23 protein-coding genes, 1 pseudogene and 1 riboswitch are annotated in these 25082 nt (G+C 72.4%); of the genes and pseudogenes, 12 read left to right on the top strand and 12 right to left on the bottom strand.

Features of this window, described 5'->3' with window-relative positions; all coding sequences use genetic code 11:
- Window positions 1-29: 29 nt before the first annotated feature.
- Window positions 30-1631, bottom strand: coding sequence for an MFS transporter (locus SXIN_RS22610; protein ID WP_019709237.1), 1602 nt, complete (start codon window positions 1629-1631; stop codon window positions 30-32).
- Window positions 1632-1756: 125 nt separating this feature from the next.
- On the opposite strand from SXIN_RS22610, the gene SXIN_RS22605 reads away from it, so the two are divergent.
- Both SXIN_RS22605 and SXIN_RS22600 read left to right on the top strand, forming a co-directional pair.
- Window positions 1757-2416, top strand: coding sequence for a TetR family transcriptional regulator (locus tag SXIN_RS22605; RefSeq protein WP_095757435.1), 660 nt, complete (start codon window positions 1757-1759; stop codon window positions 2414-2416).
- A gap of 281 nt (window positions 2417-2697) precedes the next feature.
- Window positions 2698-3945, top strand: a complete 1248-nt coding sequence (locus SXIN_RS22600) for an alpha/beta hydrolase (protein WP_192883619.1) — start codon at window positions 2698-2700, stop codon at window positions 3943-3945.
- 78 nt (window positions 3946-4023) lie between these two features.
- On the opposite strand, the gene SXIN_RS22595 is transcribed toward SXIN_RS22600, so the two are convergent.
- The 7 genes from SXIN_RS22595 to SXIN_RS22565 form a co-directional block, all read right to left on the bottom strand.
- Entirely contained in the window at window positions 4024-5040 is a 1017-nt protein-coding gene (locus SXIN_RS22595) for an ABC transporter substrate-binding protein (protein WP_019709234.1), read from the bottom strand.
- A 16-nt stretch (window positions 5041-5056) separates the two neighbouring features.
- Window positions 5057-5830 carry an ABC transporter ATP-binding protein gene (locus SXIN_RS22590; protein ID WP_019709233.1) on the bottom strand — a complete coding sequence of 258 codons (774 nt, stop codon included), beginning with the start codon at window positions 5828-5830 and terminating at the stop codon, window positions 5057-5059.
- Between the two features lies 1 nt (window position 5831).
- Window positions 5832-6851, bottom strand: a complete 1020-nt coding sequence (locus SXIN_RS22585; protein WP_039821451.1) for a FecCD family ABC transporter permease — start codon at window positions 6849-6851, stop codon at window positions 5832-5834.
- Between the two features lie 369 nt (window positions 6852-7220).
- Complete coding sequence (locus tag SXIN_RS22580) at window positions 7221-7415, bottom strand: hypothetical protein (RefSeq protein ID WP_019709231.1); 195 nt, start codon at window positions 7413-7415, stop codon at window positions 7221-7223.
- A gap of 141 nt (window positions 7416-7556) precedes the next feature.
- On the bottom strand, window positions 7557-8336 hold the full coding sequence (locus SXIN_RS22575; protein WP_019709230.1) for an ABC transporter ATP-binding protein: 780 nt from the start codon (window positions 8334-8336) through the stop codon (window positions 7557-7559).
- Window positions 8333-9346: a FecCD family ABC transporter permease gene (locus SXIN_RS22570; protein WP_019709229.1), complete on the bottom strand. Its 1014-nt coding sequence runs from the start codon at window positions 9344-9346 to the stop codon at window positions 8333-8335. Before SXIN_RS22570 ends, SXIN_RS22575 begins: the two co-directional genes overlap by 4 nt.
- Window positions 9347-9351: 5 nt before the next feature.
- Window positions 9352-10434, bottom strand: a complete 1083-nt coding sequence (locus SXIN_RS22565; protein ID WP_095757434.1) for an ABC transporter substrate-binding protein — start codon at window positions 10432-10434, stop codon at window positions 9352-9354.
- A riboswitch (cobalamin riboswitch) is annotated at window positions 10421-10618 on the bottom strand. Its footprint overlaps the gene before it by 14 nt.
- A 194-nt stretch (window positions 10619-10812) precedes the next feature.
- On the opposite strand from SXIN_RS22565, the gene SXIN_RS22560 reads away from it, so the two are divergent.
- The 5 genes and pseudogenes from SXIN_RS22560 to SXIN_RS22540 all read left to right on the top strand — a co-directional run bounded on the left by SXIN_RS22560 (window position 10813) and on the right by SXIN_RS22540 (window position 16113).
- On the top strand, window positions 10813-11580 hold the full coding sequence (locus SXIN_RS22560) for a class I SAM-dependent methyltransferase (RefSeq protein ID WP_019709227.1): 768 nt from the start codon (window positions 10813-10815) through the stop codon (window positions 11578-11580).
- 15 nt (window positions 11581-11595) lie between these two features.
- Complete coding sequence (locus SXIN_RS22555) at window positions 11596-12630, top strand: pyridoxal-phosphate dependent enzyme (RefSeq protein ID WP_019709226.1); 1035 nt, start codon at window positions 11596-11598, stop codon at window positions 12628-12630.
- Between the two features lie 318 nt (window positions 12631-12948).
- Window positions 12949-13767 (top strand): annotated as a pseudogene (locus SXIN_RS22550) (Rossmann-like domain-containing protein); the annotation flags it as partial.
- Window positions 13768-15093 (top strand): MFS transporter, encoded by a 1326-nt coding sequence (locus tag SXIN_RS22545; protein WP_202859826.1) that lies wholly within the window; start codon window positions 13768-13770, stop codon window positions 15091-15093.
- Window positions 15094-15201: 108 nt separating this feature from the next.
- Window positions 15202-16113, top strand: coding sequence for a DUF4429 domain-containing protein (locus SXIN_RS22540; RefSeq protein ID WP_019709224.1), 912 nt, complete (start codon window positions 15202-15204; stop codon window positions 16111-16113).
- Between the two features lie 69 nt (window positions 16114-16182).
- Here SXIN_RS22540 and SXIN_RS22535 read toward each other — a convergent pair whose 3' ends face one another.
- The 3 genes from SXIN_RS22535 to SXIN_RS22525 form a co-directional block, all read right to left on the bottom strand.
- On the bottom strand, window positions 16183-17220 hold the full coding sequence (locus tag SXIN_RS22535) for an aldo/keto reductase (RefSeq protein WP_019709223.1): 1038 nt from the start codon (window positions 17218-17220) through the stop codon (window positions 16183-16185).
- A complete protein-coding gene (locus SXIN_RS22530; RefSeq protein ID WP_019709222.1) occupies window positions 17217-17663 on the bottom strand; it encodes a MerR family transcriptional regulator in 447 nt (148 codons plus the stop codon). Before SXIN_RS22530 ends, SXIN_RS22535 begins: the two co-directional genes overlap by 4 nt.
- A gap of 452 nt (window positions 17664-18115) precedes the next feature.
- Window positions 18116-19363 carry an RNA-guided endonuclease InsQ/TnpB family protein gene (locus SXIN_RS22525; protein WP_019709221.1) on the bottom strand — a complete coding sequence of 416 codons (1248 nt, stop codon included), beginning with the start codon at window positions 19361-19363 and terminating at the stop codon, window positions 18116-18118.
- A gap of 158 nt (window positions 19364-19521) precedes the next feature.
- Between SXIN_RS22525 and SXIN_RS22520 the strand changes: the two genes are divergently transcribed.
- Window positions 19522-20355: a serine hydrolase domain-containing protein gene (locus SXIN_RS22520; protein WP_019709220.1), complete on the top strand. Its 834-nt coding sequence runs from the start codon at window positions 19522-19524 to the stop codon at window positions 20353-20355.
- Window positions 20356-20400: 45 nt separating this feature from the next.
- Here SXIN_RS22520 and SXIN_RS22515 read toward each other — a convergent pair whose 3' ends face one another.
- Complete coding sequence (locus tag SXIN_RS22515; protein ID WP_019709219.1) at window positions 20401-21105, bottom strand: pirin family protein; 705 nt, start codon at window positions 21103-21105, stop codon at window positions 20401-20403.
- A gap of 333 nt (window positions 21106-21438) precedes the next feature.
- On the opposite strand from SXIN_RS22515, the gene SXIN_RS22510 reads away from it, so the two are divergent.
- The 4 genes from SXIN_RS22510 (at window position 21439) to SXIN_RS22495 (ending at window position 25050) form a co-directional block, all read left to right on the top strand.
- Window positions 21439-22638: a PucR family transcriptional regulator gene (locus SXIN_RS22510; RefSeq protein WP_095757433.1), complete on the top strand. Its 1200-nt coding sequence runs from the start codon at window positions 21439-21441 to the stop codon at window positions 22636-22638.
- A gap of 89 nt (window positions 22639-22727) precedes the next feature.
- Complete coding sequence (locus SXIN_RS22505; RefSeq protein WP_019709216.1) at window positions 22728-23681, top strand: ACP S-malonyltransferase; 954 nt, start codon at window positions 22728-22730, stop codon at window positions 23679-23681.
- Between the two features lie 13 nt (window positions 23682-23694).
- A complete protein-coding gene (locus SXIN_RS22500; protein WP_019709215.1) occupies window positions 23695-24708 on the top strand; it encodes a ketoacyl-ACP synthase III in 1014 nt (337 codons plus the stop codon).
- Between the two features lie 93 nt (window positions 24709-24801).
- Window positions 24802-25050: an acyl carrier protein gene (locus SXIN_RS22495; RefSeq protein WP_030545387.1), complete on the top strand. Its 249-nt coding sequence runs from the start codon at window positions 24802-24804 to the stop codon at window positions 25048-25050.
- The last annotated feature ends 32 nt before the right edge of the window (window positions 25051-25082 follow it).

Here is a 25082-nt window from a genome sequence, read left to right as displayed (position 1 = left end):
CTCCGGCCCGGCGCGGGGCTCCGGCCGTCTCAGATGTGGGCGCCGCCGGCACCGGCCCCGGCGTTGACGCCCCGGTTGGTGAAGAGGGCGACCACGACGGCGAGGACCGCGACCCCGCCCGCGACGGTGAACGAGAAGCCCATGCCGGACACGAACGTCTCATGGGTGACGCCGGTGATGATCTCCGCGACCTGCGGCGGCGTCTCCTTGGTGAGCGGCGGCATGCCGACCTCCACGGCCTCGGACATCTTCGACATCTGCTCCGGGGTGACCGGCGGCAGCTGGGCCTCCGCCCAGTTGCCGGGCAGCTGGTCGTCGACCCGGGCGGCCATGGTCGCGCCGAGCACGGCCGTGCCGAGGCTGCCGCCGACCTGCATCGCCGCCTGCTGGAGACCGCCGGCCACACCGGACAGCTCCAGCGGCGCGTTGCCGACGATCACCTCGGTCGCGCCGACCATGACCGGCGCCAGGCCGAGGCCGAGCAGGACGAACCACAGGGACATGACACCGCTGCCGGAGTCCGTCTCCAGGGTGGACATGCCGAACATGGCGGCGGCCGTGAACACCATGCCGCCGACCAGCGGCACCCGCGGGCCGACCTTGGTGATGAGGGCGCCGGCGATCGGCGAGGACACGATCATCATGCCGGTGAGCGGCAGCAGATGGAGCCCGCTGTCGACCGGGCTCATGCCGTGCACGTTCTGCAGGTAGAAGGTGACGAAGAAGATCCCGCCCATGAAGGCGAAGGCCATCAGCACCATCAGGACCGTACCGGCGGACAGCGGCACGGAGCGGAACATCCCCAGCGGGATGAGCGGTTCGCGGACCTTCGTCTCCCAGAACGCGAACGCCGCGAAGGTGAGCACCGCGGCGGTCAGGAAGCCCAGGGTGAGCCCGTCGCCCCAGCCCCAGGCGGGGGCCTTGATCAGCGCCCAGATGAGGAAGAACATCGCGGCCGACAGCAGCAGGATGCCGGGGATGTCGAAGGAGCGCGGGGCGTTCTCCGCGCGGTGGTCACGGAGGATCACCAGGCCCATCAGGAGGGCGGCGATGCCCACCGGCACGTTGATGAAGAAGACCGACTGCCAGCTGACGTGCTCGACCAGCAGACCGCCCACGATCGGCCCGCCCGCGGTGGAGGCACCGATGACCATGCCCCAGATGCCGATCGCCATGTTGAGCTTCTCGGCCGGGAAGGTGGCCCGCAGCAGGCCCAGCGCGGCGGGCATCAGCAGCGCGCCGAAGAGGCCCTGGAGGACCCGGAAGCCGACCACCAGCGGCACGCTGGCGGAGAGGCCGATGGCCCCCGAGGCGAGGGCGAAGCCGGCTATGCCGATCAGGAAGGTCTGGCGGTGCCCGAAGCGGTCGCCGAGCTTGCCCGCCGTGATGAGGGAGACGGCGAGGGCGAGCAGATAGCCGTTGGTTATCCACTGGACGTCGGCGAGCGAGGCCCCGAGGTCCTGCTGGATCGCCGGGTTGGCGATCGCGACGATCGTGCCGTCGAGGGCCACCATCATCACGCCGATCGCGACGGAGAGAAGAGTGAGCCAGGGGTGTCCCCGCAGGCCCTTGCGGGGTCCGGGCTCGGGAAGGTCCGGCGCCGCGTCGGCGACGGTGGTCTGAGACGTCATGGCCGGAGATTATGGCAGCGACTGACAGTTGACAAACCGTTTCCGGGAACGGTAACTGTCACGCTACTCACACCATCCCTGAGCAGGGAGAACAGCTGAGGAACCGAGCGAGAGGCGGCCCGAGGGTGACGACCGACCGCCCCGAGGGGGCACCGGGCGGGCTCCGCGAGCGCAAGAAGAGACGGACCCGCGACGCGCTGATCCGCTCGGCCCTGGAACTCTTCACCACCCGGGGCTACGAGGAGACGACGGTCGATGACATCGCCGAGGCCGCCGGGGTCTCCCAGCGGACCTTCTTCCGCTACTTCGCCGGCAAGGAGGCGGTCGCCTTCTCCGTCCACGACCTCGTCGAGGAGCACTTCCTCGACGCCTTCCGGGCCCGGCCGGACGGCGAGCCGCCGCTGACCGCGCTGCGCCGGGCCGTCTCCGTCACCTGGGACACCTTCGGCGAGGCCGTCGGCGAGACCGTCGAGCCCGGGCTGCACATGCGGATGTACCAGGTCATCGAGTCGACACCCGCCCTGCTCGCCACCGCGATGTGCCGCTCGGCGGAGCTGGAGGACCACCTCGTCCGCGACATCGCCCGCCGGGCCGGGACGGACCCGGTCACCGACCTCCGGCCACGGGTGCTCGTCGCCGCCTTCACCGGCGTGATGCGGATGACCGGCCGGATCTGGGGCGCGGGGCCGGACGCGAGCGCCGAGGCGCTGCGCCGGCTCACCGAGCGCCATCTCGACGCGATCGGCCCCGCCCTGGCCCTGGACGGGCCGGCGCCGGAGGACTGACCGGCTCCGGACCGCCCGCGGTCCCGCCCCCCTCTCCGGCCGCCCGCGCCCCGGCCCCCGGCCACCCGGCCCCGTTCCGGCGTCCGCCCCGCCGTCCACCCGGGCCGTCACCCCTCGTCCGTCCCGGCATCCGCCCCGGTATCCGCCCCGCTGTCCGCCCCGCTGTCCGCCCGGAGACGGTCGTCCCTTGCGACCGCTATGCCCGGCCCCAAACGTGAAATGACTCACGCTCACCCGCCGGATAACGATTCGGCAGCGCCGGTCTCCTAGGGTGTGCCGCAGTGTCTTCCTTGTCTGAGCTCGGCTCCTCCGCTCCCGCCTCCTGGTTCAGCGGCTCCCCCGCCTCGCGGGCGGCGCTCGTCCTGGGCCTGGTGCTGATACTGCTGGCCACCACCGGCTGGACCGCGATCCGGACCCACCGCCCGCAGCCGGGGGCCCGCGCCGCCGCGCAGGCCGCCTGGAACCGCGCTTCGGCCGACGGACGGAGACTCCCCCGGCCCGAGTCCTCCCCGGCGGCCGTCCGGGACTTCTTCCGCTCGCTCGGCGAGAGGCAGCGCCGGCGGCTCGCCGAGCGCCACGCGCTGGTCGTGGGCAACCTCAACGGCGCCCCGACGGCCCTGCGCTACCGGGCCAACCGCACCGCGCTGCGGCAGGCGATCGCCGCCGAACGGACCCGGCTCGACGACCCCCGGCTCACCGAGCTCGGCCGGGAGCAGGTGGCCCGCAGGATGCAGCGCTACGGCTCGCTGCTGCGCGGAAACCGGCAGATCCTCGCCTTCGACCCGACCGGCCCCGGCCGGGTCGCGGAGGTCTTCGGCGACCTCGACTCGGCCCAGCGGGTCTCCGTCGTGGTGCCCGGGGTCGACACCCATCTGCTCACCTTCGAACGCACCCGGCGGACGTTCACGGCGCCGGTCGGCATGGCGCGGGCGCTGCACCGCGCCGAGCGCGCGGCCGCGCCCCGGGTCCGCACCGCCGTCATCGCCTGGGCCGACTACACCAGCCCGGCGGGGGTCGGCGTGGACGCCGCCGCGGGCCGGCTCGCCGCGGCGGGCGCCGTCACCCTGCGGGCGCTGGTCCGGGCGCTGCCGGGATCGTCGAGCGTCGCCCTGTTCTGCCACAGCTACGGCTCCGTGGTCTGCGGCGTCGCCGCCCGCTCGCTGCCGTCCCGGGTCACCGACATAGCGGTCGCGGGAAGCCCCGGGATGCGGGCCGAGCGGGTCGCGGACCTCGGCGGGCGGGCCCGGATCTGGGCCACCCGGGACGCCGACGACTGGATCGAGGACGTGCCGAATCTGGAGTTCGGGGCGCTCGGCCACGGAGTGGACCCGGTCTCCCCGGCCTTCGGCGCCCGGCTGCTCTCCGCCGCGGGCGCCACCGGCCACACCGGCTACTTCGTGCCGGGCACCGCCAGCCTGGCGAACTTCGCCCGGGTCGGCGTGGGCGACCTCGCCGCCGTGAGCTGCCCGCCCGGCCGGGGGACGGGCTGCGGGCAGCCCGCGCCGTCTCCCGGGCACCGGACGCTGTGACGCGCCTCGGTATTGCGGCCCGGAGCGCCGGGGACGTGCGGATCCGGCACGGCCCCGGCTCGCTCCGGCTCGACTCGGTCAGTTCTGGAGTTCGCCCAGGTACTTCGCGAACTTCTCCAGGCCGTCGATGTTGCGCGGCCCGCTGACGCCCTCGTTGTAGTCCAGGATGAAGAAGTTGTTCTTCCTGACGGCGGGCAGCCCCTTCGTGTGGGAGGACTTCTTCAGGAAGTCGATCTTCTTCTCGGCGGGCAGGTCCCCGTAGTCGAGGATCATGATGACTTCCGGCTCCGCCTTGGCGACGGCCTCCCAGTTGACCTGCGTCCACCGCTCGTCGAGGCCGTCGAAGATGTTCCTGCCGCCGGCGGTCTTGATGATGTCGTTGGGCGGGACCTGGTTGCCCGCGGTGAAGGGCTGGTCGGTGCCCGAGTCGTAGAGGAAGACCGGGAGCGGATCGCTCCCGGGCGCCTTCGCCTTCACGGCCTCCACCCGCTTCTTCAGCCCGCCGACGACCTCATCCGCCTTGTCCTCGACCCGGAAGATCCTGCCCAGCCGGTCGAGGTCGGTGTAGAGGGCTTCGAACGGGGTGAGCTTCTCCGGGTGCCCGGGGTAGTTGAAGCAGCTCTCGCTGTGCATGAAGCTCTGGATCCCGAGCTTGTCCAGGATCTCCGGGGTGATGCCCCGCTCGTCCTTGAAGCCCGAGTTCCAGCCGGCCACGACGAAATCGGACTTGGCCTCGACCACGAGTTCCTTGTTGAGGAGATCGTCACTGAGCATCTTCACCTCGGCGTAGTCGTCCGCCCACGGTGACTCCTCCACCGGCGGGTTCGCCGGCGGCATCACGTAGCCGTACACGTGGTCGACCAGGCCGAGGCTGAACAGCTTGTCGGCACTTCCGCCCTCGTACGCCACGGCACGCTCGGGAACCGTGTATTCGACCGGCTCGGCGCACCTCTTGACGGTGACCTTCCCGGGGGCCTCGGCCTTGTCGTCCGATGCCACTCCGGCGCCGCAGCCGCTGAGCAGCAGTGCGGCCGCGAGCGCGGAGCCGAGGGCGGTGCGCTGCCGCGCCGGGCGGGGAGCTGGAGTCGTGCTCATGACCTGGTGGTGCCTTTCACAGGGAGGGATGGAGCGAATACAACAACTGCGGGTCACCCGTCAGCGGGTGGGGCACGATGCTGGCCTTGACGCCGAACACCTCGCTCACGAGTTCCGTGGTGAGGACGTCCTCGGGCGTGCCGGCGGCGACAAGACGGCCTTCGCGGAGCACGCCGAGGCGGTCGCAGGCGGCCGCGGCGAGGTTGAGGTCGTGCAGCACGACCAGGACGGTGAGTCCCGAGCCGCGCAGGAGTGAGAGCAGTTCGACCTGGTGGCGTACGTCGAGGTGGTTGGTCGGCTCGTCGAGCACCAGGATCCTCGGCTCCTGGACGAGCGCCCGGGCCAGCAGGACACGCTGGCGTTCCCCGCCCGAGAGCGTCAGGACTCCGCGCCGGGCGAGGTGGCGGATGTCGAGCCGGTCCATCGCGCGTTCGCAGAGCTCCCGCTCCCGGCGGCTGAGCGCCTGGTTGCCCTGAAGGTGCGGTGCGCGTCCGAGCGCGATGACCTCCTCGACCGTGAAGTCGAGGTCGACGGCGCCGTCCTGGGTCATGGCCGCGACGACCTGCGCGGAGCGGCGCAGCGTCAGGCCGGAGAGCGGCTGCCCGCCCACCCGGACGGTGCCGGAGCTGGGGCGGAGTGCACGGTACACGCACCTGAGGGCGGTGGACTTGCCACTGCCGTTCGGGCCGACCAGGCCCACGACCTGGCCGCTCCCGACGTCCAGGGACAGGTCGTGTACCAGGCTCTTGCCGTCGGTGACCACCGAGAGCCCGTCAAGTCCGAGGTCCATCTCAACGGCCTCCGAACAGGTAACCCCTGCGGCGCATCAGGGTGATGAAGACCGGCACCCCGACGAGCGCGGTCATGACGCCCAGGGGCAGCTCGCGCGGGGCCACCAGCGTCCGGGACACCAGGTCGACCCACACCATGAAGATCGCTCCGGCCAGTGGCGCCACGGCCAGCACGCGGGCATGGCCGGCGCCGGCGACCATGCGCACGACGTGGGGCATGACCAGCCCGACAAAGGCGATGGCGCCGCTGACGGCGACCATCACCCCCGTCACGAGCGAGGCCAGGACGAGCAGCGCCTTGCGGTGCCGGTCGGGACTGATGCCCAGGCTCGCGGCGGTCTCGTCCCCGAGGGCCAGTACGTCCAGCGCCCGGCTGTACCGGTACAGCACGACCAGGCCGAGAAGGACGACCACGGACACGAGCGGGAGCGCACCCCAGCTCGCGGCACCGAAGCTGCCCATCGTCCAGTACAGGACCATGCTGGTCGCCTCGCCGTCCGGCGCGAAGTAGATGATCAGGCTCATCACCGCCTGGAAGCCCAGCGACATGGCCACGCCCGTCAGAACGAGACGCAGCGGGGACAGCGCGCCCCGGCTGACAGAGGCCGCATACACCAGGAGCGACGCGAGCAGGGCCCCGATGAAGGCACCGGCCGACACCGCGTAGATGCCCAGCGCCGCCAGCCCGCCGGTGACCGTGACACCGACGGCTCCGACGGAGGCGCCCGAGGAGACGCCCAGCACGAAGGGGTCGGCGAGCGCATTGCGCACCATGGCCTGGATGGCCACGCCGATCGCGCTCAGCCCGGCGCCCACGAGCGCCGCGAGCAGCACCCGTGGGGTACGGATCTGCCAGATGATCTGATACGTGGTCACCTCGTCCGCGGCGATGCGGCCGCCGCTGACAGCCGCCCACAGGTACCGGGCGGTCTCCCCCGGCATGATCACGGCGGCTCCCAGGCCGATGGCCACCACGACCGAGGCGAGGAGAACGGCCGACAGAACGGCGCAGGCGAACACCAGGCCCTTACGGGAGGCGAGCCGGCCCTTCACCCCCGTTGCGGGTCCGGGGGGTGCCGCGTCGGCTGACGTATCGGCCCCGCTGCTCGCCGGTGGCGCAGCGGAGATCGTTGGCGGTGACACAGAACCGGGCCTTCCAGGTCGGACGGAACGTACTCATCGGGCGCGGGGCGTCCGCCCGTCACCCCGGGCGGGCACCGGCAGCGCACCGGCTGCGCGGAAGCAGGCGCAGGCCGTCCCGCGCGGGGACCGCCGGGTGTCCGGCCACGCGCGGGCCGCGCGGGTCTCCGGGACGCCGCACGGCCACGGCCCTCCACCCCGCGGCGGGGACCGCGTCGGTTCCTCTCCCACGTCGCCGGCGAAGACCGTTCATATGCCTGCGCTCGTCCGCAGCGCGTCGACTCGGCCGGCGCTCCGCAGCAGCGCGTCGAGCACATGCGGACCGGGGCGCAGGCGCGCGGCCTTGACGGCCGCCGATCCGATCAGCGGCCACAACGCGCTGGACAGCCGGCCGAGTTCTCCCGCCTCCTGCGCCAATGCCGCGGCCACGTCGCGCGGTTCCATGCGGACCCCCGTCCAGGGATGACGACGGAACGAGGCTACATGGAAATGATTATCAGTGCTATCCCTTGGGCGGCCGCCACCGTGCCGGACCGCCGAAGCCGTCGTGGAGGCTCGGCGGGAGACGCTTCCGCCAGGCCGCCCTCAGGACCGGCGCACCAGGGTGCCGAGCACCCGTACATGAGGGCGGCCGTCGGCGTCCGGGTCGGTGACCTGAGCCCGTACTCCGTAGACGTCGGCGATGAGCTTCTCGGTCAGTACGTCCCGGGGTGTGCCCGCGGCGACGACCCGTCCCTGCCGCAGGATCACGACGTGGTCGCAGTACATCGCGGCGAGGTTGAGGTCGTGCAGGGCGACGACGCTGGTGACGGCGAGGCCGCGGACGAGATGCAGCAGGTCGTGCTGGTGCTGGATGTCGAGGTGGTTCGTCGGCTCGTCGAGGAGGAGTTCGCGCGGCTCCTGGGCGAGTGCGCGGGCGATCTGCGCGCGTTGGCGTTCACCTCCGGACAGGGTGTGCCAGGGCTGGTCCGCCCGGCCGGTCAGACCCGTCCGCTCCAGGGCGTCGCGGACGGCTCGCTCGTCCGGCGGTCCCGGGGGTGTCCAAGCCCGCCGGTGGGGGATGCGGCCGAGCCGTACGACGTCGGCGACGCGGAGCTCCAGGAGTGTGTCCGCCTGCTGTTCGACGACGGCCACGCGGCGGGCGACGTCCCTGCGCCGCAGGCTCCCCAGCGGGTGGCCGTCCAGGGTGACCACCCCGGAGGCCGGTGCCAGCACGCCGCAGAGGATGCGGAGCAGGGTGGACTTGCCGGAGCCGTTGGGCCCGAGGAGGCCCGTCATGGCACCGGCGGGCGGGGTGATACCGACGCCGTCGAGGATCAGCCCTCCGCCGGCGGTGTGGGAGACGCGGTCGGCGCCGAGGGTCATCGCCGTGTCCTCCGGGTGCGGTACAGGACGAGCACGAAGGCGGGGACGCCGACCAGGGAGGTGACGACGCCGACCGGAACCTCCTGCGGGTCGATGACGGTCCGGGCGAGCGTGTCGATCCACACCAGGAAGACGGCTCCGCCCAGCGTGGTGACGGGAAGCAGCCGGCCGTGCCCCGGGCCGGTGAGGGCCCGGGCCGCGTGGGGCAGCACCAGGCCGACGAAGCCGATGGCGCCGGCCGAGCTGACGAGGGCGGCCGTGAGCAGCGCGGTGACGCACAGCAGGACCAGCCGGACGCGGGCGACGCCGACTCCCAGCGTGGCGGCCGCGTCCTGCCCGAAGGCGAAGGCGTCCAGGGCCCTGGCGTGACCGAGGCAGACGCCGAGGGCGAGCGCCAGGGCCGCGAGGCACAGCCACACATCGGTCCAGCCGGCGCCGCTGAGCGAACCGAGCAGCCAGAACAGCACACCCCGCGTGGTCTCCGCGTCGGCGGAGGTCACCACGATGAAGGAGGTGAGCGCGGAGAACAGCTGCATCGCCGCGACGCCGGACAGCACCACCCGGTCGGTGGTCCCGCCGAGGGTGTGACTCAGCAGCAGCATCGCCGCGAACGAGCACACCGCGCCCACGAAGGCACCCGCGGAGACCGACAGCACTCCCCCGCCGGCACCGAGGACGACCACGGCGACCGCTCCGGTCGAGGCTCCGGAGGAGACGCCGAGGACGAAGGGGTCGGCGAGCGGATTGCGCAGCAGGGACTGCATCACGGCCCCGCACAGGGCGAGTCCCGCACCGCATACGGCGGCCAGCAGGGTGCGGGGCAGCCGGAGGTTCCACACGATCCCGTCCCGGATCGGCGTCAGGGTGGGGGCGTCCCCGCCGAGGCGGGCCACGACGACGGACCAGACGTCGGCGACACCGATGTCCGCCGGGCCGATGGTGATCGCCACCACGACGGACGCGGCGAGCGCCGCGAGCCCCGCCGCCGTCCGCAGCAGGGCGGCCGTCACTGCCGTCACTTCACCAGGCCGGACCGGCGCAGTGCGGCGGCGACCTGTTCGATGCCCTCGACCGTGCGGATGGCCGGGTTCATGGCCTGGCCACTGACCAGGACGTACCGCTGGTGCTTGACGGCGTCCATGTTCCTGGTGACCGGGTTCGACTCCAGGAACTCGATCTTCTGCGCGGCGCTCTCCCCCGTCTGCGCCTTACGGGTGAGGTCGCCGATCACCAGGACGTCGGGGTTGCGGTCCGCCACGGTCTCCCAGTTGATCTGGGGCCACTCCTCGGCGGTGTCGTCGAAGACGTTCCTGGCGCCGAGTTCCCCGGTGATGATGCCGGGGGCTCCGCAACACCCCGCCATGTAGGGGGACTTCGCGTCGGAGAACCAGTACAGCAGGGTGACGTCCGAGGCGTCGAGGCCCGTTGTCGCCCTGGTGACGCGGGACTTGAGCCGCGCGACGAGGTCCTCGCCGCGCTCCTCCTCCCCGAAGATCAGGGCCAGGTCGCGTATCTCCCCGTAGACGGTGTCCATGGACAGCGGCTCGGTGCGGGACCCGTCGCCGGAGCCGCTGTTGTCCTTGCCCTCGCAGTCGGAGGGCGAGAGGTACGTGGGCACGCCCAGCTCATGGAACTGCTCGCGCGTCGCTACCCCGCCCCTGCCGAGCGTGGAGGCGAACGAGGCGGCGACGAAGTCGGGTTCGGCGTCCAGGACCTTCTCGAAGGACGGGGTGTTCTCAGCGAGGCGCTCCACGCCGGCGTTGGCGTTCTCCAGGCCCTTCATGACGGGATCGGTCCAGGTGGCCGTGCCGGCCATCCGGTCGGCCAGGCCCAGGGAGAGCATGATCTCGGTGGTTCCCTGGTTCAGCGAGACGGCCCGCCGCGGCCCCTCCCCCGTGACCTCCACCTTCTGGCCGCAGTTGTCGAGCACCCGGGCCGGAGCGGAGGACGGGGACGGGGGCCCGGCGGAGGCGCCGCAGCCGGTCAACAGGATGACGCCGCAGGCGAACTGGGCGAGGAAAAGTGCGGGGCGCGTGCCGGGCAAGGCGATGTCCTCAGCGTCGAGGGCCCATGCGCGAGGCCCGTCCGTACGAAACATGCCAGCTAGGTCTTCGGACTCGGGGTCGTCCGGGCGGGGCGCCTTCCCGGGCCGGAGAATCCGGCCCAGTGGCTTTGCTGCCACGCCCGTCACCCTCACCGCTGCGCGTCAGTTCCGGATTCGCACCGGATTCCCTGACTCACGTACACGCGTACGGAGTGTGACTGGCCTGCGCAAGTTACCACAGGGTGCGCCGACCGGTCATGGATTGAATGACCATCAGATGATGTTGACAATCGTTTTCAATTTGATGGATGCTGCTCGGGCCCCGCGCCCTCCGCCTCGCCCGGCGGCCGCGGCGCGGGGACCACTCCCAGTGATCTTCTTTTGGGGGCATGTGCCGATCCTTCCGCCCCGCATCCCGACCACGGAGGACCCATGACCGACCGGACCGCAGCCGGTGCCGCGGCGTCCCGGGACGATGCCCGAGCCCTGCTGGAGTCGCTGCCCGACACGCTGCCCCGGGACGAGATCCTCGCGATCAACAGCTCGGACTCCGGCATCCACACCATCCGGACGTACGAGTACAACGGCTGGACGTTCACGCTGCCGCCGGGAGTCTTCAAGCCGGGCGACACCAGCCGCATCGTGCACGCCCGGCTGCTGGACGGCACGATCCCCGTCAAAGGCAGGTCGTACGCGGCCATGGGCGCCGGCCTCGGTGTCGAGGCCGTCATCGCGGGCACGCTCGGGGCCCGGGAGATCTACGCGGCCGACATCCACCCGGACAGTGTGGCGACGGCCGCCGGGCACTACCGGCGCATCGTCGGGGACCGGCCGGACACCGTCTTCCGGCCCCTGGTGTCCAACCTCTTCGAGGAGTTCCCCGACTCCGCCCGGCTGGACGTCATCACGTTCAACCCGCCCGCCGTCGCCGCGCGGACCAGCGACGACCCGACCGTGGTCCGCAACGTCTGCGTGGGCGCCGGGATCGTCACGCGCTTCTTCGACCAGATCGTCACGCGCGACCTGCTCGCGCCCGGGGGCGAGATCCACCTGATCGTGTCCAACACCGCCGAGCTCAAGCGGATCGTCGGCCACGGGACGGACGCCGGCTTCCGGCCCGAGATCCTGCACCGCCAGACGTGGGAGGGCGACGACTGCCAGGCGTACCTGTTCAAGCTCATCCGCCACGACGCCGCCTGACCCGGAGGACAAGACATGCATGAGCACATAGCCGAGGCCGTCAAGGAACCGGACGTCGTGACCGTGCCGCCGGGCGCGGTCTGCCTGCGCTTCGAGACGATGAAGCTGTACTCGGCTCTCGGCGCCGTACGCCACCTGCTGGAGAGCGGACAGGTCCAGCCCGGTGACACCCTTGTCGACAGCTCCAGCGGCATCTACGCCCACGCGCTCGCCCTGGCCTGCCACCGCTACGGCCTCAACTGCCACATCGTCGGCTCGACGACGGTCGACCGAACCCTCCGTGTCCAGCTGGAGATCCTCGGCGCCACCCTGGAACAGGTCCGCCCCTCCCGGAACCTGCGCCTGGACCAGAACCTGCGCGTCGAGCGGATCGGGGAACTGCTGCGCGAGAACCCGCACTACCACTGGATGCGGCAGTACCACGATGCCATCCATTACCTGGGTTACCGCGACGTCGCCGACCTCATCCGCAAGGAGGTCCCGGAGCGCCCGCTGTCGCTCGTCGGGGGCGTGGGCACCGGGGCGTCCACCGGTGCCATCGCCGGCTACCTGCGCGAGGCGGACCGGGACGTGCGGCTCATCGGGGTGCAGCCGTTCGGCAGCGTCACCTTCGGCGCCGGGCACGTCTCCGACCCGGACATGATCATCGCCGGTATCGGCAGCTCCATCCCGTTCCGGAACGTCCGGCACGAGCTGTACGACCGCGTCCACTGGGTCAACTTCGACTACGCCATGTCCGGTGCCGTCGGACTCCTGCGTGCCAGCGGCATCTTCGCCGGCCTGTCGGCGGGAGCCGCGTATCTCGCCACGCTGTGGGAGCGGGAGCGCCATACCGACAGGACGTACGTCTTCCTCGCCGCCGACACCGGGCACCGGTATGTGGACAGCGCCTACGCCCACCACCCCGACGCCGCGGGCCTCGGATCGATGCGGCCCCATGAGGTCACGGCGCAGCACGAGCTGAAACACCCGTGGTCGGCGATGGACTGGCCACCGGCCGGCAGCGCGCTGCCGCACGGCGGTCCGGTTCTGGTGCCCGAGAGGGCCTAGTACCGCGACGGGCGCCGGCGTCGAGCCCACCGGCCTGCGGTGGACGCCACGCGCACCGATGTGAGCTGCGCGGTGACCGTCGAGGCACCGGCCGGCTCCGTCCTGATGTTTCCCGGACTCATCGTGCACCGTACTCATCGTGCACCGTTCCGGCCCCATGGCCCCAACCGGACGGCCCGGGACCGGCGTTCCCTCCTGCTGTGCTTCCGGCCCGCCGGGCGCCCCGGTCTCCCGGAGCGCTCCCCCACCGGGCGGAGCGGCCCGCCGGCCTTGCCCGACTTCCCTCCCTTTCGTCAACGCCCCCGAGAAGGAACCGATATGCCTCCCTCACAGCCGTCCTCCGTATCCGGGCTCCAGCAGGCCGTCCTCGACGGCGCCCACGGCCCGCCTCCGCGGGAACTGGCCGTCACCAGCGCCTTCTGGCTCCACCACACCACCCGGCTCGCCGGCAGCCAGGTCACCTACCGCAACAACTACCTGCTGATGAGGTCCGGCGACGCCTTCGGCGCCTGCGCCTTCGAAACGGGCGAGGTCACCCCCGACGTGTGCGCCGACGCCTCCGGGCACACGCTCGACACCCTCCTCCGGCACGACTCGGCGCCGGTGCGCGTCGCCGCGCTCGACGCCTACCTCGGGCGCGTACAGCCGCACCGCGGTGCCGCGAACGCCGAGACCGTCACCCTGCCCACCGGAACGCCGGAGGAGCGTGCGCAGGCCAGGGACGCGGCCGTCGCCGGGCTCCTCGACATCGCGCCCGGGGCGAAGGTCGCCCTCATCGGCGTCGTCAACCCGCTCGTCGCCGCGATACGCGAGCAGGGCGGTGTCCCGCTCCCCTGCGACTTCAATCTGCGCACCACCAACTGGGGCGACCCGGTCACCGACGACATGAAGCAGGTGCTCGCCGAGGCGGACGCCGTGGTCGCCACCGGCATGACCCTCGGCAACGGCAGCTTCGACCGGATCCTCGGACACTGCCGCGAACAGGAACTCCCTCTGGTGGTGTACGCCCAGACCGGCAGCGCCGTCGCGCGCGCCTTCCTGGGTGCCGGCGTGACCGCGCTGTCCGCCGAACCCTTCCCCTTCTCCCAGTTCAGCGCCGACACCACCGCGCTGTACCGGTACCGGGGGGGAGCGGGCATGAGCGGCGAGACCCAGGGCGCCGCGGCCTCCCCCGGGGCTCCCGCCGAAGCCGCCGGCACGGCCGCGGGAACGGCCGCGGGACGGGCCGTGCCGGGCCACGGAGCCGTACCGGGCGATCTGAGCATGACCCGCCTCCTCTGGCCGTTCATGCTCGCCTCGGCCGTCGGGCTGGTGCCCTTCACCATCTACAGCACCTTCCTCGTGCCCATCGCCCACGCGGCGGACGGCGGGGTCGCCGCACTCGGCCAGCTGCGGGGCCTCGGCGGGCTCGCGGCCCTGGCCGTGGGCACCGCGCTGGCACCGCTGATCGACCGCGTGCGCAGGGAATGGGCGGCCGCGGGCGGACTCGCCGTCCTGGCCGTCTCCGCCGCGCTGGGCGCGAGCGGTGACTTTCTGATGCTGGCGGCCTTCTGCCTGCTCGTCGGCGCCGGTACGGCGGTGCTGAACCCGGCGCTCACGGCGGCCGCCGCCGACCGCTTCGACAACGATGCCGCCGCGGGCCGCGCGGCGACCCTGATCACCGCCACGCAGTCGCTGACGGCCCTCCTGGCAGCGCCGCTCGTCGCCCTGCCGGCCCTGCTGTGGGGCTGGCAGGGCGATCTGTGGGCCATCGCCGCGATCTCGTCCCTGCTGGCCCTGTACTTCCTCCTCCGTGGCCGCCACCGCCACGCTGCGGACGGTGCGGCCACCACGTCGGCGGACGGGGTGGAGAAGCCGGGATACCTGGAGTCGTTCCGGCTGCTGGGAGCCCTGCCCGGTGTGATCCCGCTGCTGCTGGTCGCCATGTTGCGGACGGCGGCCTTCATGGGGTACCTCGCCTACCTCGCCGCCTTCTACGACGAACGCTTCGGCCTCGCGCCCGAGACGTTCGCGATCGTGTGGACGCTCAGCGGTGCGTCGTTCTTCCTCGGGAACCTGTTCGCCGGCCGGCTGCTCAGCGCACACCGGACCAGGATCTCCAGCGAACGCCTGATGGTGCTGGCACTGCTGGTCGCGCTGTCCGCCCTGGCCGGCGTCTTCTTCACGGAGTCGCTGTTCTCCGCCCTTCCGCTGACGGCGCTGGTCGGCGCGGGACACGCGACGGTCGCGGCCTGCGTCACCACACTGCTCGTCCACCGCTGCGGCTCCCTGCGGGGCACGGCGCTGAGCGTCAACGCCGCCGGTATGAGCTTCGGCGTCTTCCTGGGGGCCGGGCTCGGGGGCGTGGGGCTCGCGCTCGGCGGGTACCCCGGCACGGCGGCGGTGCTGGGCGGGCTGACCCTCGTGGCACTCGTCCTCGCCCGGGTGGTGGCCCGGTCCGCTCCTCGGCCCGCGACGGACTGAGACCCCGCCGCGGGCCCCGCGCACGGCACGCGACGCCACCGGGGCGGGGGGCGCGCCGGAGGGCACGGAGGGAGGACGGGCGGTCCCCCGCCGCATACGATGAGCCGTATGGGTGATGTGCTGGCCGGTTTTCACACCGTCTGGGAGTTCGACACGGACTCCGTGCTCATCCGCTTCGAACGGGGGATCCGCACGCCGAGACTCTTCCACGTGCTCGGCGAGCGGCGCGTCCCGTACGAGGCGCTGTCGGCCGTGGAGCTCGCTCCCGGCAGAAAGGGCACGGTGGTGCTGCGGGCCGTGCCCCGGCCGGGCGCCGACCCGCTGATGGACGCGGCGGGCGGACAGCTCAAGGAGGGCTCGGACCCCTACCGGCTGGTGCTGCCCGCCGAGCGCGAACTGCTCGCCGAGTACTACGCGGACGAAATGCGCTCCGCGCTCGGCCCGGACGCCGCCGCCCCGGCCCCCTGCCATCTGGTCGCCGCCCCTCCGCCGCCGCTCAGCTTCAAGGCGTACGACGGGAAGGCCGTCTTCGACGGCCGGAACGTCACCTTCCGCTGGTTCTGGACCGGCGCCTCCTCCGCCAAGTGGAAGGCCGGGGACCAGACCTTCCCGGTGAGCGAACTGGCCGGCGTCGAATGGCGCTCCCCCGAGGTCTTCGACGGCCATCTGCGGCTGCTGCGCCGGGGCGCGGAGAGCGCGGCGCCGGGCGGCGCCGACCAGGACCCGGCGGCCGTGGTCTTCGGGCTCGGCTACGGCCTCGTCCACGAGTCGCTGCCGTTCGCGGCCTCGGTGCTGGAGGCGCTCAAGGCCGCCGAACCCGCCACCGCCGACTGCCCCGGCGGCCCGGGGCGCCGCTCCCCGGCATCGTCCGTGCTCACCGCCGAGGCCCCGCCACAGGCCCGCCCGGACCCGGCGGACGTTGCCGACCGCATCCGCCACCTCGGGGCCCTGCACGACGCGGGGCTGCTCACGGACGACGAGTTCAGTTCGAAGAAGGCGGAGCTGCTCGCGGAGCTGTGATCCGGAGCCGGACGGCCCGGGGTACTCGTCCCGGGCCGCCGTGGCATCGTGTCCCGCGAGGGCTGGGGGCTACTCCCGGCCCGCCGAGGTGAAGGCCATGTCGGCGTAGCGGCCGCCCGCGACGCGGTCCGCGATGGGGTCCAGCAGGGCCAGTTCCCCGTCCGTCAGCCGGATGCGGGTGGCCGCCGTGTTCTCCTCCACCCGGGACCGCTTCCGGGTGCCGGGGATCGGGACGACGCTCAGCCCGGGGTACCGCTCCGCCCGCTGCTGCACCCAGGCCAGGGCGGTCTGGCCGAGGGTGATGCCGCGGCCCTCGGCCACCTTCCGCACCGGTTCCAGCAGCGCCGTGTTGGCCTCGGCGTTCTCCCCGGTGAAGCGGGGCATCGTCCGGCGGAAGTCGTCCTGCGTCAGGTCCTTCCCGGCGTCGGTGAACGCCCCGGTCAGGAAGCCCCGGCCGAGCGGCGAGTACGGGACGAAGGCCACCCCGAGTTCGGCCGCCGCCGGCACCGCCGTGCGTTCCACGTCCCGGCTGAACAGGGACCACTCCGACTGCAGGGCGGCGATGGGGTGTTCGGCGTGCGCGGCGCGCAGTTCGGCGCCCGTGACCTCGCTCAGGCCGAGCTGCCTTACCTTGCCCTCCCCGACCAGTTCGGCCATGGCGCCGACGGTCTCCTCGATGGGGACGTTCACGTCCCGGCGGTGCATGTAGTAGAGGTCGATGACGTCCGTGCCGAGCCGGCGCAGGCTGGCCTCGGCGCACTGCCGGATGTACGGGCGGTCGTTGCGGACACCGCGCTTGGACGGGTCGTCCGGGTCGAGCACGATGCCGAACTTGGTGGCGAGGGTGATCTCGTCCCGGTGGGCCGCCACGAAGGGGGCGATGAACCGCTCGTTCTCCCCCATCCCGTACATGTCGGCGGTGTCGTAGAGGGTGACGCCCAGTTCGAGGGCGCGTTCGAGGGTGGCGCGGGCCTCCGCCGCGTCGGTGGGCCCGTAGGCGAAGCTCATGCCCATGCAGCCGAGGCCCTGCACCCCCACCTCGGGGCCGCCGGTGCCGAGGGACGTGCGGGCGATCCGGTCCTGGTTCCGACTCGTGTCCTGGCTCATGCGGTGCCGGGTCCTCCCGTGTAGAGGTCGATCTTGTAGTCGAGTACGTCCAGGGTGTCCCGGAGTTCGGTGATCCGCCGCCGCACGTCCTCGCGGTGGGCGGCCAGCAGCTCCCGGCGCTCGGCGAAGGTGTGATCGCCCGCGCGGACCATCCCCGCGTAGCGGACCATGTCCGCGACCGGCATCCCCGTCAGCCGCAGTTTGCCGACGAAGCTGAGCCAGTCCAGGTCACGGTTGGTGTAGCGGCGCTGGCCGGTGTGCGAGCGGTCCACGTCGGGCATCAGGCCGATGCGCTCGTACCAGCGCAGGGTGTGGGCGGTCAGGCCGGTCCAGGCCGAGACCTCGCTGATGGTGTACGCGTCCTGCCCGGCCGGGCGCGGATGCTCCGGGAGCGCCGACGCACACAGGTCCCGCCGTACGGGTGCACTCTCCACCACGCTCATCGCCGACCGCCTTCCTCATTCGCAGCTCACCGGACGCTCGCTGCTCACGTTAGGAGCTTGGAGTGCGCTCCAAGCAAGCGGCCGGGGATGCCTTTCCGGCCATCCCGGCGGGTCGCGTACCCGCGACGGGCCCCCGCACCCGCGACGGATCCCTGTGCCCAGGGCGCGCTCGGCCCTCGCACCGGCCGGCCGCCGCACACTGCCTCCTGCCTCCTGCCCCTGGCTCCAGCGCCCCGGCAGCGCGGCGGTGCCCGGCGGCGCGGGCGGTGCGTCGCGTCCGACCCGGTCGCTTCCGGTTCCCGGTCCCGGAAGCCGTCCCGTTCCGCCACCCGAGAACCCGGTGGTGCCCGCAGCCCCGACCGCGCGCATGAGCCGCCCGGCGGCCGGTTAGGCTCCCGGCCGTGACTCCACCCACGACTGAAGCTGAAGTCGCGGGCTTCCTGTGTCGGTGGCTATGCACCGTCACAGAGGACCAGCCCGGCCCTGTGCAGGACGTTCAGCGCGCCCACGTGGTCGGCGTTCGCCACCAGACCGCAGTTGACACACTCGAACTTCGCCTGGGTGACGCGGTTCTCCTTCGCCACGTGCCCGCACCCGCCGATCGCGGTTGGGCAGGTGCGGGTGGGGGTACCCCCGGCGAAGCCAGGGGGAGTGTTACGGGCGTCCACCGGGATCACACGGCGACCGGCGCTTGCAGCCTTGTCCGCCAGGATCCTCAGGAACTGCCCCCACCCCGCATCCAGGATGCTGCGGTTCAGCCCGGCCTTCGCCGCCGCGCCGTTCGCCAGGAACGCACCGTCGCGGTCGGGGTCGGGCTTGGGCGCGGGCGCTTGGGTCATGCCCGCGGTGTTCAGCCGCTCATGCCCGATCACATCATGCTTCCGGACCAGGGCGAGGGCCTGCTTGTGGTGGTGATCCAGACGCCGCCGCCGGATCTTCGTGTGCAGCCTGGCGACCTTGCGGGCCGCGGCACGATGCTTCTTCGTACGACGCCGCGTGCACTTGGGAAACGTCGCCAGGTGCCGCTGCGCTGCGGCCAGCTCCCCGGCCACCTCGTCGAGGAGATTGGGGTTGGCGACGTGGCGGCCGTCGGAATCGGTGAGGAAGTGGACCGTGCCCAGGTCGATGCCCACCCTGCTGCCGGTCGGGGGCAGTGGCTCGGCGGGCACCTCGTCACAGGCCAGGATCACATACCAGCGGCGGCCCTCCCGCTTGATGCCGACCGTCTTCACCCGGCCCCGCACCGGCCGGTGCCGGTGGACGCGGACATGCCCGACACCCTGCAAACGGAGACGCGTCTGCGCGTCGTGGGGAGTGGAATCCCACCGGCAGCCGTCCCCGTCCTTCGGAAACGTCACCGTGTCGAAATGCCCGACCCCCTTGAACCGCGGGTACCCGGGGGCGCCACCGGCCTTCACCCGCCGGAAGAACGCCTGAAACGCCCGGTCCAGGCGGCGCAGAGTCGCCTGCTGGGAGGAGAAGGACCACCTGCCCTGACGCTCCGGATCAAACGCCCGGATCTCCCTCAACTGCGCCGACTGATCCCCATACCGCACCGACGTCCGGGAACTGTGCCGGTAGGCATCACGACGCTCTTGAAGAGCCCCGTTGTACAGGGAGCAGTGATCCCGCAACATCTCCAGCAGCGCCCGCTCCTGCCGGACGGTGGGACGCAGCAGAAACCGGTATGCCCGCTTCACACGACCCCACCTCCCCCTGCCTTCCCTGGCCGACACTGGCGGGTTCACGCTACCGATCCCCACTGACAACGCAGCGTGCTCCGCCGCTGCGCGGCTCCCGCCCCAGGATTCGAATCCCCCACCGGCTGAAGCCGGCGGTCCCCTCGAAAGAAGGTCTGATGGAAAGTCTGCAGATGATCGAGAACTGGCCGGTTCCCACCGCCGCGGCCGCGGTCGTCCGGGCCGACGGCAGCCTCGCCGGCTCGCACGGCCCGCAGGAGCACCGCTTCCGGCTCGCCTCGGTCACCAAGCCGCTGGCCGCCTACGCCGTGCTCGTCGCGTACGAGGAGGGCGCCGTCGAGCTCGACGAGCCCGCGGGGCCCGAGGGCTCCACGGTCCGCCATCTGCTGGCGCACGCCTCCGGCCTGGCCTTCGACGAGCCGAGGGTGATGGCGGCCCCCGGCGAGCGCCGGATCTACTCCAACGCGGGCTTCGAGGCGCTGGGCGACCACGTCGCCAAGGCCACCGGGATCGCCTTCCCCGACTATCTGCGGCAGGCGGTGCTGGAACCGCTCGGCATGGCCGCCACCGACCTGCCGGGCTCACCGGCGAAGGACTGCGTCTCCACCGCCGCCGACCTGGCCCGGTTCGCCGCCGAGGTGCAGGCCCCGCGGCTGCTGCACCCGCAGACCGTTGCCGCCGCGACCCGGGTGGCCTTCCCGGGGCTCAACGGCGTGGTGCCCGGCTACGGCCACCAGCGTCCCTGCGACTGGGGGCTGGGCTTCGAGATCCGGGGCGGCAAGTCCCCGCACTGGACGGGGGGTTCCTCCTCACCCCGCACTTTCGGCCACTTCGGCCAGACCGGCACCTTCCTCTGGTCCGACCCGGACGCCGGTGCCAACGGCGCCGCCTGCGTCGTCCTCACGGACCGGGACTTCGGGTCCTGGGCGATCGACGCCTGGCCCCCGTTCACCGACACGGTCCTGGCCGAACTGGGCGAAGGGACGGGCTGACCCCGCCCGGGCACCGGAGCAGCCGGGACGGCCCCGGGCTGCCGGCTACGGAAGTTCCCAGAGGAGCAGTTCGGAGGGTTCCTCGGCGACCAGGAAGCGGCCCCGGCAGTCCGCGATCCGGGCCGCGTCCCCGGGGCCCAGCAGCTCGCCGTCCGCGCCGGTGAGCGTCTCCGGGCCACCGGTGCCGGGGGTGCCCGGCGCGGCGAGCCGGACCGCCCCGCGCACCACATGGGCGTAGAGCAGCGGCGCGTCCGGCAGGACGATCCGCGTCCCGGCGTCGGGGCGGCGGATGTGCAGGTCCGCCTCCGCCCGGTCCACGGCGAGCGGTGTGCGGTCGGCGATGCCGCGCACGATCTCGTACTCCGGTTCGCCGCCGGGCTCGCGCGGGGTCAGCCACATCTGGACGAAGACCAGCGGCCGTTCGCCCTCGTTGCGCTCCTCGTGCCGCACCCCGCTGCCGGCGCCGAGCCGCTGGACGTCGCCGGGGCGCACCACCGTGGTGTTCCCGGCCGAGTCACGGTGCGTCAGCTCGCCCTCGACGACCCAGGTGACGATCTCGGTGTCGCGGTGCGGGTGGGAGGCGAAGCCCGCGCCGGGCTCCAGCCGTTCCTCGTTGCAGGCGATCAGCGCGCCGAAGGACAGATTGTCCGGGTCGTAGAAGCGGCCGAAGGAGAACGCGTGCAGGGTTTCGACGCCGGCGCCCGCGTCCCCGCCCCGGAATCGTGCGCCCGCCCGCCAGACCTCGTTCATGATCACACCGTAAGGGACGCGGTGAGCCCGGGCGCGGCGGGGGCGGCCGGAGGCGGACGTGACGGGTGCGGTGGTTGTGGCGGCTGCGCCGGCCGTCAACGGCCGGAGCGGGCCCCGACGCCGACGGCGACGGAAGCGGGGCGGAGCCGGCGGCACAACCCGGGGCGCTCCGGACACGGCCGGACACCCGCCGAACGCCCGCCCGGCGCCTCGGGGGACGGGCAGGGCACCCCTGCCCCGGACCGGTACCCGGACCCGTCCCGGGCACGCCCCCCGGTCCCGCTCTCCGGACCCCCGGCCCCGAACGGCCGCACGATGAGGCAGGCTGGTTCCGTGCCTGAACCTGAGACCGGACCTTCCGACGCCCCCGCCCGCCATCCGCACGCCGCGACACTCCTCCGGCTGGAGAAGTCCTCCGGCTCCCTCGCCGCGGACGCGATCGCCCGCATGGACGAGACGCTGCCGTGGTACCGCGCGATGCCGCCGGAGAACCGGTCCTGGATCGGTCTGGTCGCGCAGGCCGGTATCGCGGCCTTCACCGAGTGGTTCCGGCACCCCGAGGCACCCCAGGCCATCAGCACGGACGTCTTCGGCACCGCGCCGCGCGAGCTGACCCGGGCCATCACGCTGCGGCAGACCGTGGAGATGGTGCGCACCACGATCGAGGTCATGGAGTCGGCGATCGACGAGGTCGCCGCCCCGGGCGACGAGAACGCCCTGCGCGAGGCCCTGCTCGTCTACGCCCGCGAGATCGCCTTCGCCACCGCCCAGGTGTACGCCCAGGCCGCGGAGGCGCGCGGGGCGTGGGACGCCCGGCTGGAGTCGCTGGTCGTCAACGCGGTGCTCTCCGGCGAGGCGGACGAGGGCGCGCTGTCCCGGGCCGCCGCGCTGGGCTGGAACTCCCCTGAACACGTCTGCGTCGTGCTGGGCACGGCGCCCGACGGCGACAGCGAGCTGACCGTGGAGGCGATCCGGCGGGCCGCGCGGCACGCGAAGCTCCAGGTGCTGACCGGGGTGCTGGGCAGCCGGCTGGTGGTCGTCGCCGGCGGCAGCGCGGATCCGCTGCGCACCGCGCGGGATCTGATCGGGCCGTTCGCGGCGGGCCCGGTGGTCGCCGGTCCCGTCGTCGGCGATCTGCTCTCCGCGACGCGCTCGGCGGCGGCCGCGGCGGCCGGTCTGCGGGCGTGCGCGGCCTGGCCGGATGCCCCGCGGCCCGTCCTCGCGGACGATGTGCTGCCGGAGCGCGCGATGGCCGGGGACGCCGCCGCCCGGCGGCAGTTGGTGGAGGAGATCTACAGACCGCTGGAGGAAGCCGGGTCGGCGCTGCTGGAAACGCTGAGCGTCTATCTGGAGCAGGCCAGCAGTCTGGAGGGCGCCGCGCGGATGCTCTTCGTCCACCCCAACACCGTGCGCTACCGGCTCCGACGTGTGACGGATGTCACCGGCTGGTCGCCCTCCGATGTCCGCTCCGCGTTCACCCTGCGCATCGCGCTCATCCTGGGCCGTCTCGCCGACGCGGGATCACCGCACTAGCCCTTTGTCGGATACCGACAATTCCCCTGTCCGTTCTTGGTCCCTGTCCCCACGGGCGGCGGGGACCACCGTCACGAGAGAGTGTGAGAGTGCTCGTACTCGTCGCTCCCGGCCAAGGCGCTCAGACGCCCGGCTTCCTGACCCCCTGGCTCGACCTCCCCGGCGTCTCCGGACGCCTGGCGGAGTGGTCGGCCGTCTCCGGCCTGGACCTGGTGCACTACGGGACCGAGGCCGACGCCGAGACCATCCGTGACACCGCGGTGGCCCAGCCGCTGCTGGTGGCCGCCGGGCTGGTCTCCGCGTACGCGCTCTTCGACGACCCCCGGGCGGAGATCCCGGCCCGGGTCGGCGCCGTCGCGGGCCACAGCGTCGGTGAGCTGACCGCCGCCGCGCTCTCCGGAGTGCTGAGCGACGAGGACGCCGTCGCCCTGGTGCGGAAGCGCGGTCTGGCCATGGCCGAGGCCGCCGCCGTCACCGAGACCGGGATGTCCGCCGTGCTCGGCGGCGACCCGGAACAGGTGCTGGCGCATCTGGAGAAGCTCGGACTGACCCCGGCCAACATCAACGGCGCCGGGCAGATCGTCGCCGCGGGCACCGCGGAGCAACTCGCCGCGCTCTCCGCGGAGAAGCCGGAGAAGGCCCGCGTCATGCCGCTCAAGGTGGCCGGCGCGTTCCACACCCGCCACATGGCGCCGGCGGTCGCGAAGCTGGAGGCCGCGGTCAAGGACCTGACCGTCTCCGACCCGCGCGTTCCCTACCTCTCGAACAAGGACGGCCGGGCCGTCGCGTCCGGCCCGGACGCCGTGGAGCGCCTGGTCAACCAGGTCTCCAACCCGGTCCGCTGGGATCTGTGCATGGAGACGTTCCAGGAGCTGGGCGTCACCGCGCTGCTCGAGGTCTCTCCCGCCGGCACCCTCACCGGGCTGGCGAAGCGGGCGCTGCCCGGGGTGAAGACCCTGGCGCTGAAGAGCCCGGCCGACCTCGACGCCGCCCGCGAGCTCATCGCCGAGCACGCGGCGCCCGCCCGCTCTGCCGCGGAATAGGAGCCGAAGAACCATGACCGCGAAGATCAAGCCGAGCCGGGGTGCCCCGTACGCGCGCATCCTCGGCGTCGGCGGCTACCGCCCGACGCGGGTGGTGCCGAACGAGGAGATCCTGCAGCACATCGACTCCTCCGACGAGTGGATCCGCTCCCGTTCGGGCATCAGCACCCGGCACTGGGCGGGGCCCGAGGAGACCGTCGCGGTGATGTCGGTGGAGGCGGCGGGCAAGGCCATCGCCTCGGCCGGGATCGGCCCGGAGCAGATCGGCGGGGTCATCGTCGCCACCGTCTCGCACTTCAAGCAGACCCCGGCCGTCGCCACCGAGATCGCCCACCGGATCGGCGCGGGCCGGCCCGCCGCGTTCGACGTCAACGCGGGCTGCGCGGGCTTCGGTTACGGCCTGACCCTCGCCAAGGGGATGGTCACCGAGGGCAGCGCGGAATACGTCCTCGTCATCGGCGTGGAGCGGCTGTCGGACCTCACCGACCTGGAGGACCGCGCCACGGCCTTCCTGTTCGGCGACGGCGCGGGCGCCGTGGTCGTCGGCCCGTCCGAGGAGCCGGGGATCGGCCCGAGCGTCTGGGGTTCCGAGGGCGACAAGTCCGAGACCATCAAGCAGACCGTGCCCTGGGACGCCTACCGCGGCCGGACGGACGTCTCCGACATCCGCTACCCCGCCATCACCCAGGAGGGCCAGGCGGTCTTCCGGTGGGCGGTGTTCGAGATGGCGAAGGTGGCCCAGCAGGCTCTGGAAGCGGCCGGGATCACCCCGGCCGACCTGGACGTCTTCATCCCGCACCAGGCCAATATGCGGATCATCGACTCGATGGTGAAGACCCTCAAGCTGCCGGAGCACGTCACGGTCGCCCGTGACATCGAGACCACCGGCAACACCTCGGCAGCGTCGATTCCGCTCGCGATGGAGCGGCTGCTGGCGACGGGGCAGGCGAAGAGCGGTGACACCGCGCTCGTCATCGGCTTCGGGGCGGGTCTCGTCTACGCCGCCACGGTCGTTACTCTCCCCTAGGCACGAAACGCGCGGTTACGGGCAGCCGGTCACCACGCGTCCTGTTTTCATCCGGAAAGCACCACCGAAACACATCGAATGGAGAGCGCCATCATGGCCGCCACGCAGGAAGAGATCGTCGCCGGTCTCGCGGAGATCGTCAACGAGATCGCCGGTATCCCCACCGAGGACGTCCAGCTGGACAAGTCCTTCACCGACGACCTGGACGTCGACTCGCTGTCCATGGTCGAGGTCGTCGTCGCCGCCGAGGAGCGCTTCGACGTCAAGATTCCGGACGACGACGTCAAGAACCTGAAGACCGTCGGCGACGCCGCGGACTACATCCTCAAGCACCAGGCCTGAGCCGAGCGTTCGTCGCCACCCCGGCGGTGGCG

The sequence above is a fragment of the Streptomyces xinghaiensis S187 genome (genome assembly GCF_000220705.2).
Classification (GTDB): Bacteria; Actinomycetota; Actinomycetes; order Streptomycetales; family Streptomycetaceae; genus Streptomyces; species Streptomyces xinghaiensis.
Note: the sequence above shows the minus strand (reverse complement) of the source record. Positions and strands in the feature narration are given on the sequence as shown.

Excerpts from the sequence above, each read along its gene's own strand:
- SXIN_RS22495 (WP_030545387.1), top strand. The coding sequence starts at position 24,802 with ATGGCCGCCACGCAGGAAGAGATCGTCGCCGGTCTCGCGGAGATCGTC.
- SXIN_RS22575 (WP_019709230.1), bottom strand. The coding sequence starts at position 8,336 with ATGACCCTCGGCGCCGACCGCGTCTCCCACACCGCCGGCGGAGGGCTG.
- SXIN_RS22610 (WP_019709237.1), bottom strand. The coding sequence starts at position 1,631 with ATGACGTCTCAGACCACCGTCGCCGACGCGGCGCCGGACCTTCCCGAG.
- SXIN_RS22515 (WP_019709219.1), bottom strand. The coding sequence starts at position 21,105 with ATGAACGAGGTCTGGCGGGCGGGCGCACGATTCCGGGGCGGGGACGCG.
- SXIN_RS22580 (WP_019709231.1), bottom strand. The coding sequence starts at position 7,415 with ATGGAACCGCGCGACGTGGCCGCGGCATTGGCGCAGGAGGCGGGAGAA.
- SXIN_RS22520 (WP_019709220.1), top strand. The coding sequence starts at position 19,522 with ATGGAAAGTCTGCAGATGATCGAGAACTGGCCGGTTCCCACCGCCGCG.
- SXIN_RS22545 (WP_202859826.1), top strand. The coding sequence starts at position 13,768 with ATGAGCGGCGAGACCCAGGGCGCCGCGGCCTCCCCCGGGGCTCCCGCC.
- SXIN_RS22500 (WP_019709215.1), top strand. The coding sequence starts at position 23,695 with ATGACCGCGAAGATCAAGCCGAGCCGGGGTGCCCCGTACGCGCGCATC.
- SXIN_RS22565 (WP_095757434.1), bottom strand. The coding sequence starts at position 10,434 with ATGTTTCGTACGGACGGGCCTCGCGCATGGGCCCTCGACGCTGAGGAC.
- SXIN_RS22595 (WP_019709234.1), bottom strand. The coding sequence starts at position 5,040 with ATGAGCACGACTCCAGCTCCCCGCCCGGCGCGGCAGCGCACCGCCCTC.
- SXIN_RS22535 (WP_019709223.1), bottom strand. The coding sequence starts at position 17,220 with ATGAGCCAGGACACGAGTCGGAACCAGGACCGGATCGCCCGCACGTCC.
- SXIN_RS22540 (WP_019709224.1), top strand. The coding sequence starts at position 15,202 with ATGGGTGATGTGCTGGCCGGTTTTCACACCGTCTGGGAGTTCGACACG.
- SXIN_RS22530 (WP_019709222.1), bottom strand. The coding sequence starts at position 17,663 with ATGAGCGTGGTGGAGAGTGCACCCGTACGGCGGGACCTGTGTGCGTCG.
- SXIN_RS22590 (WP_019709233.1), bottom strand. The coding sequence starts at position 5,830 with ATGGACCTCGGACTTGACGGGCTCTCGGTGGTCACCGACGGCAAGAGC.
- SXIN_RS22555 (WP_019709226.1), top strand. The coding sequence starts at position 11,596 with ATGCATGAGCACATAGCCGAGGCCGTCAAGGAACCGGACGTCGTGACC.
- SXIN_RS22560 (WP_019709227.1), top strand. The coding sequence starts at position 10,813 with ATGACCGACCGGACCGCAGCCGGTGCCGCGGCGTCCCGGGACGATGCC.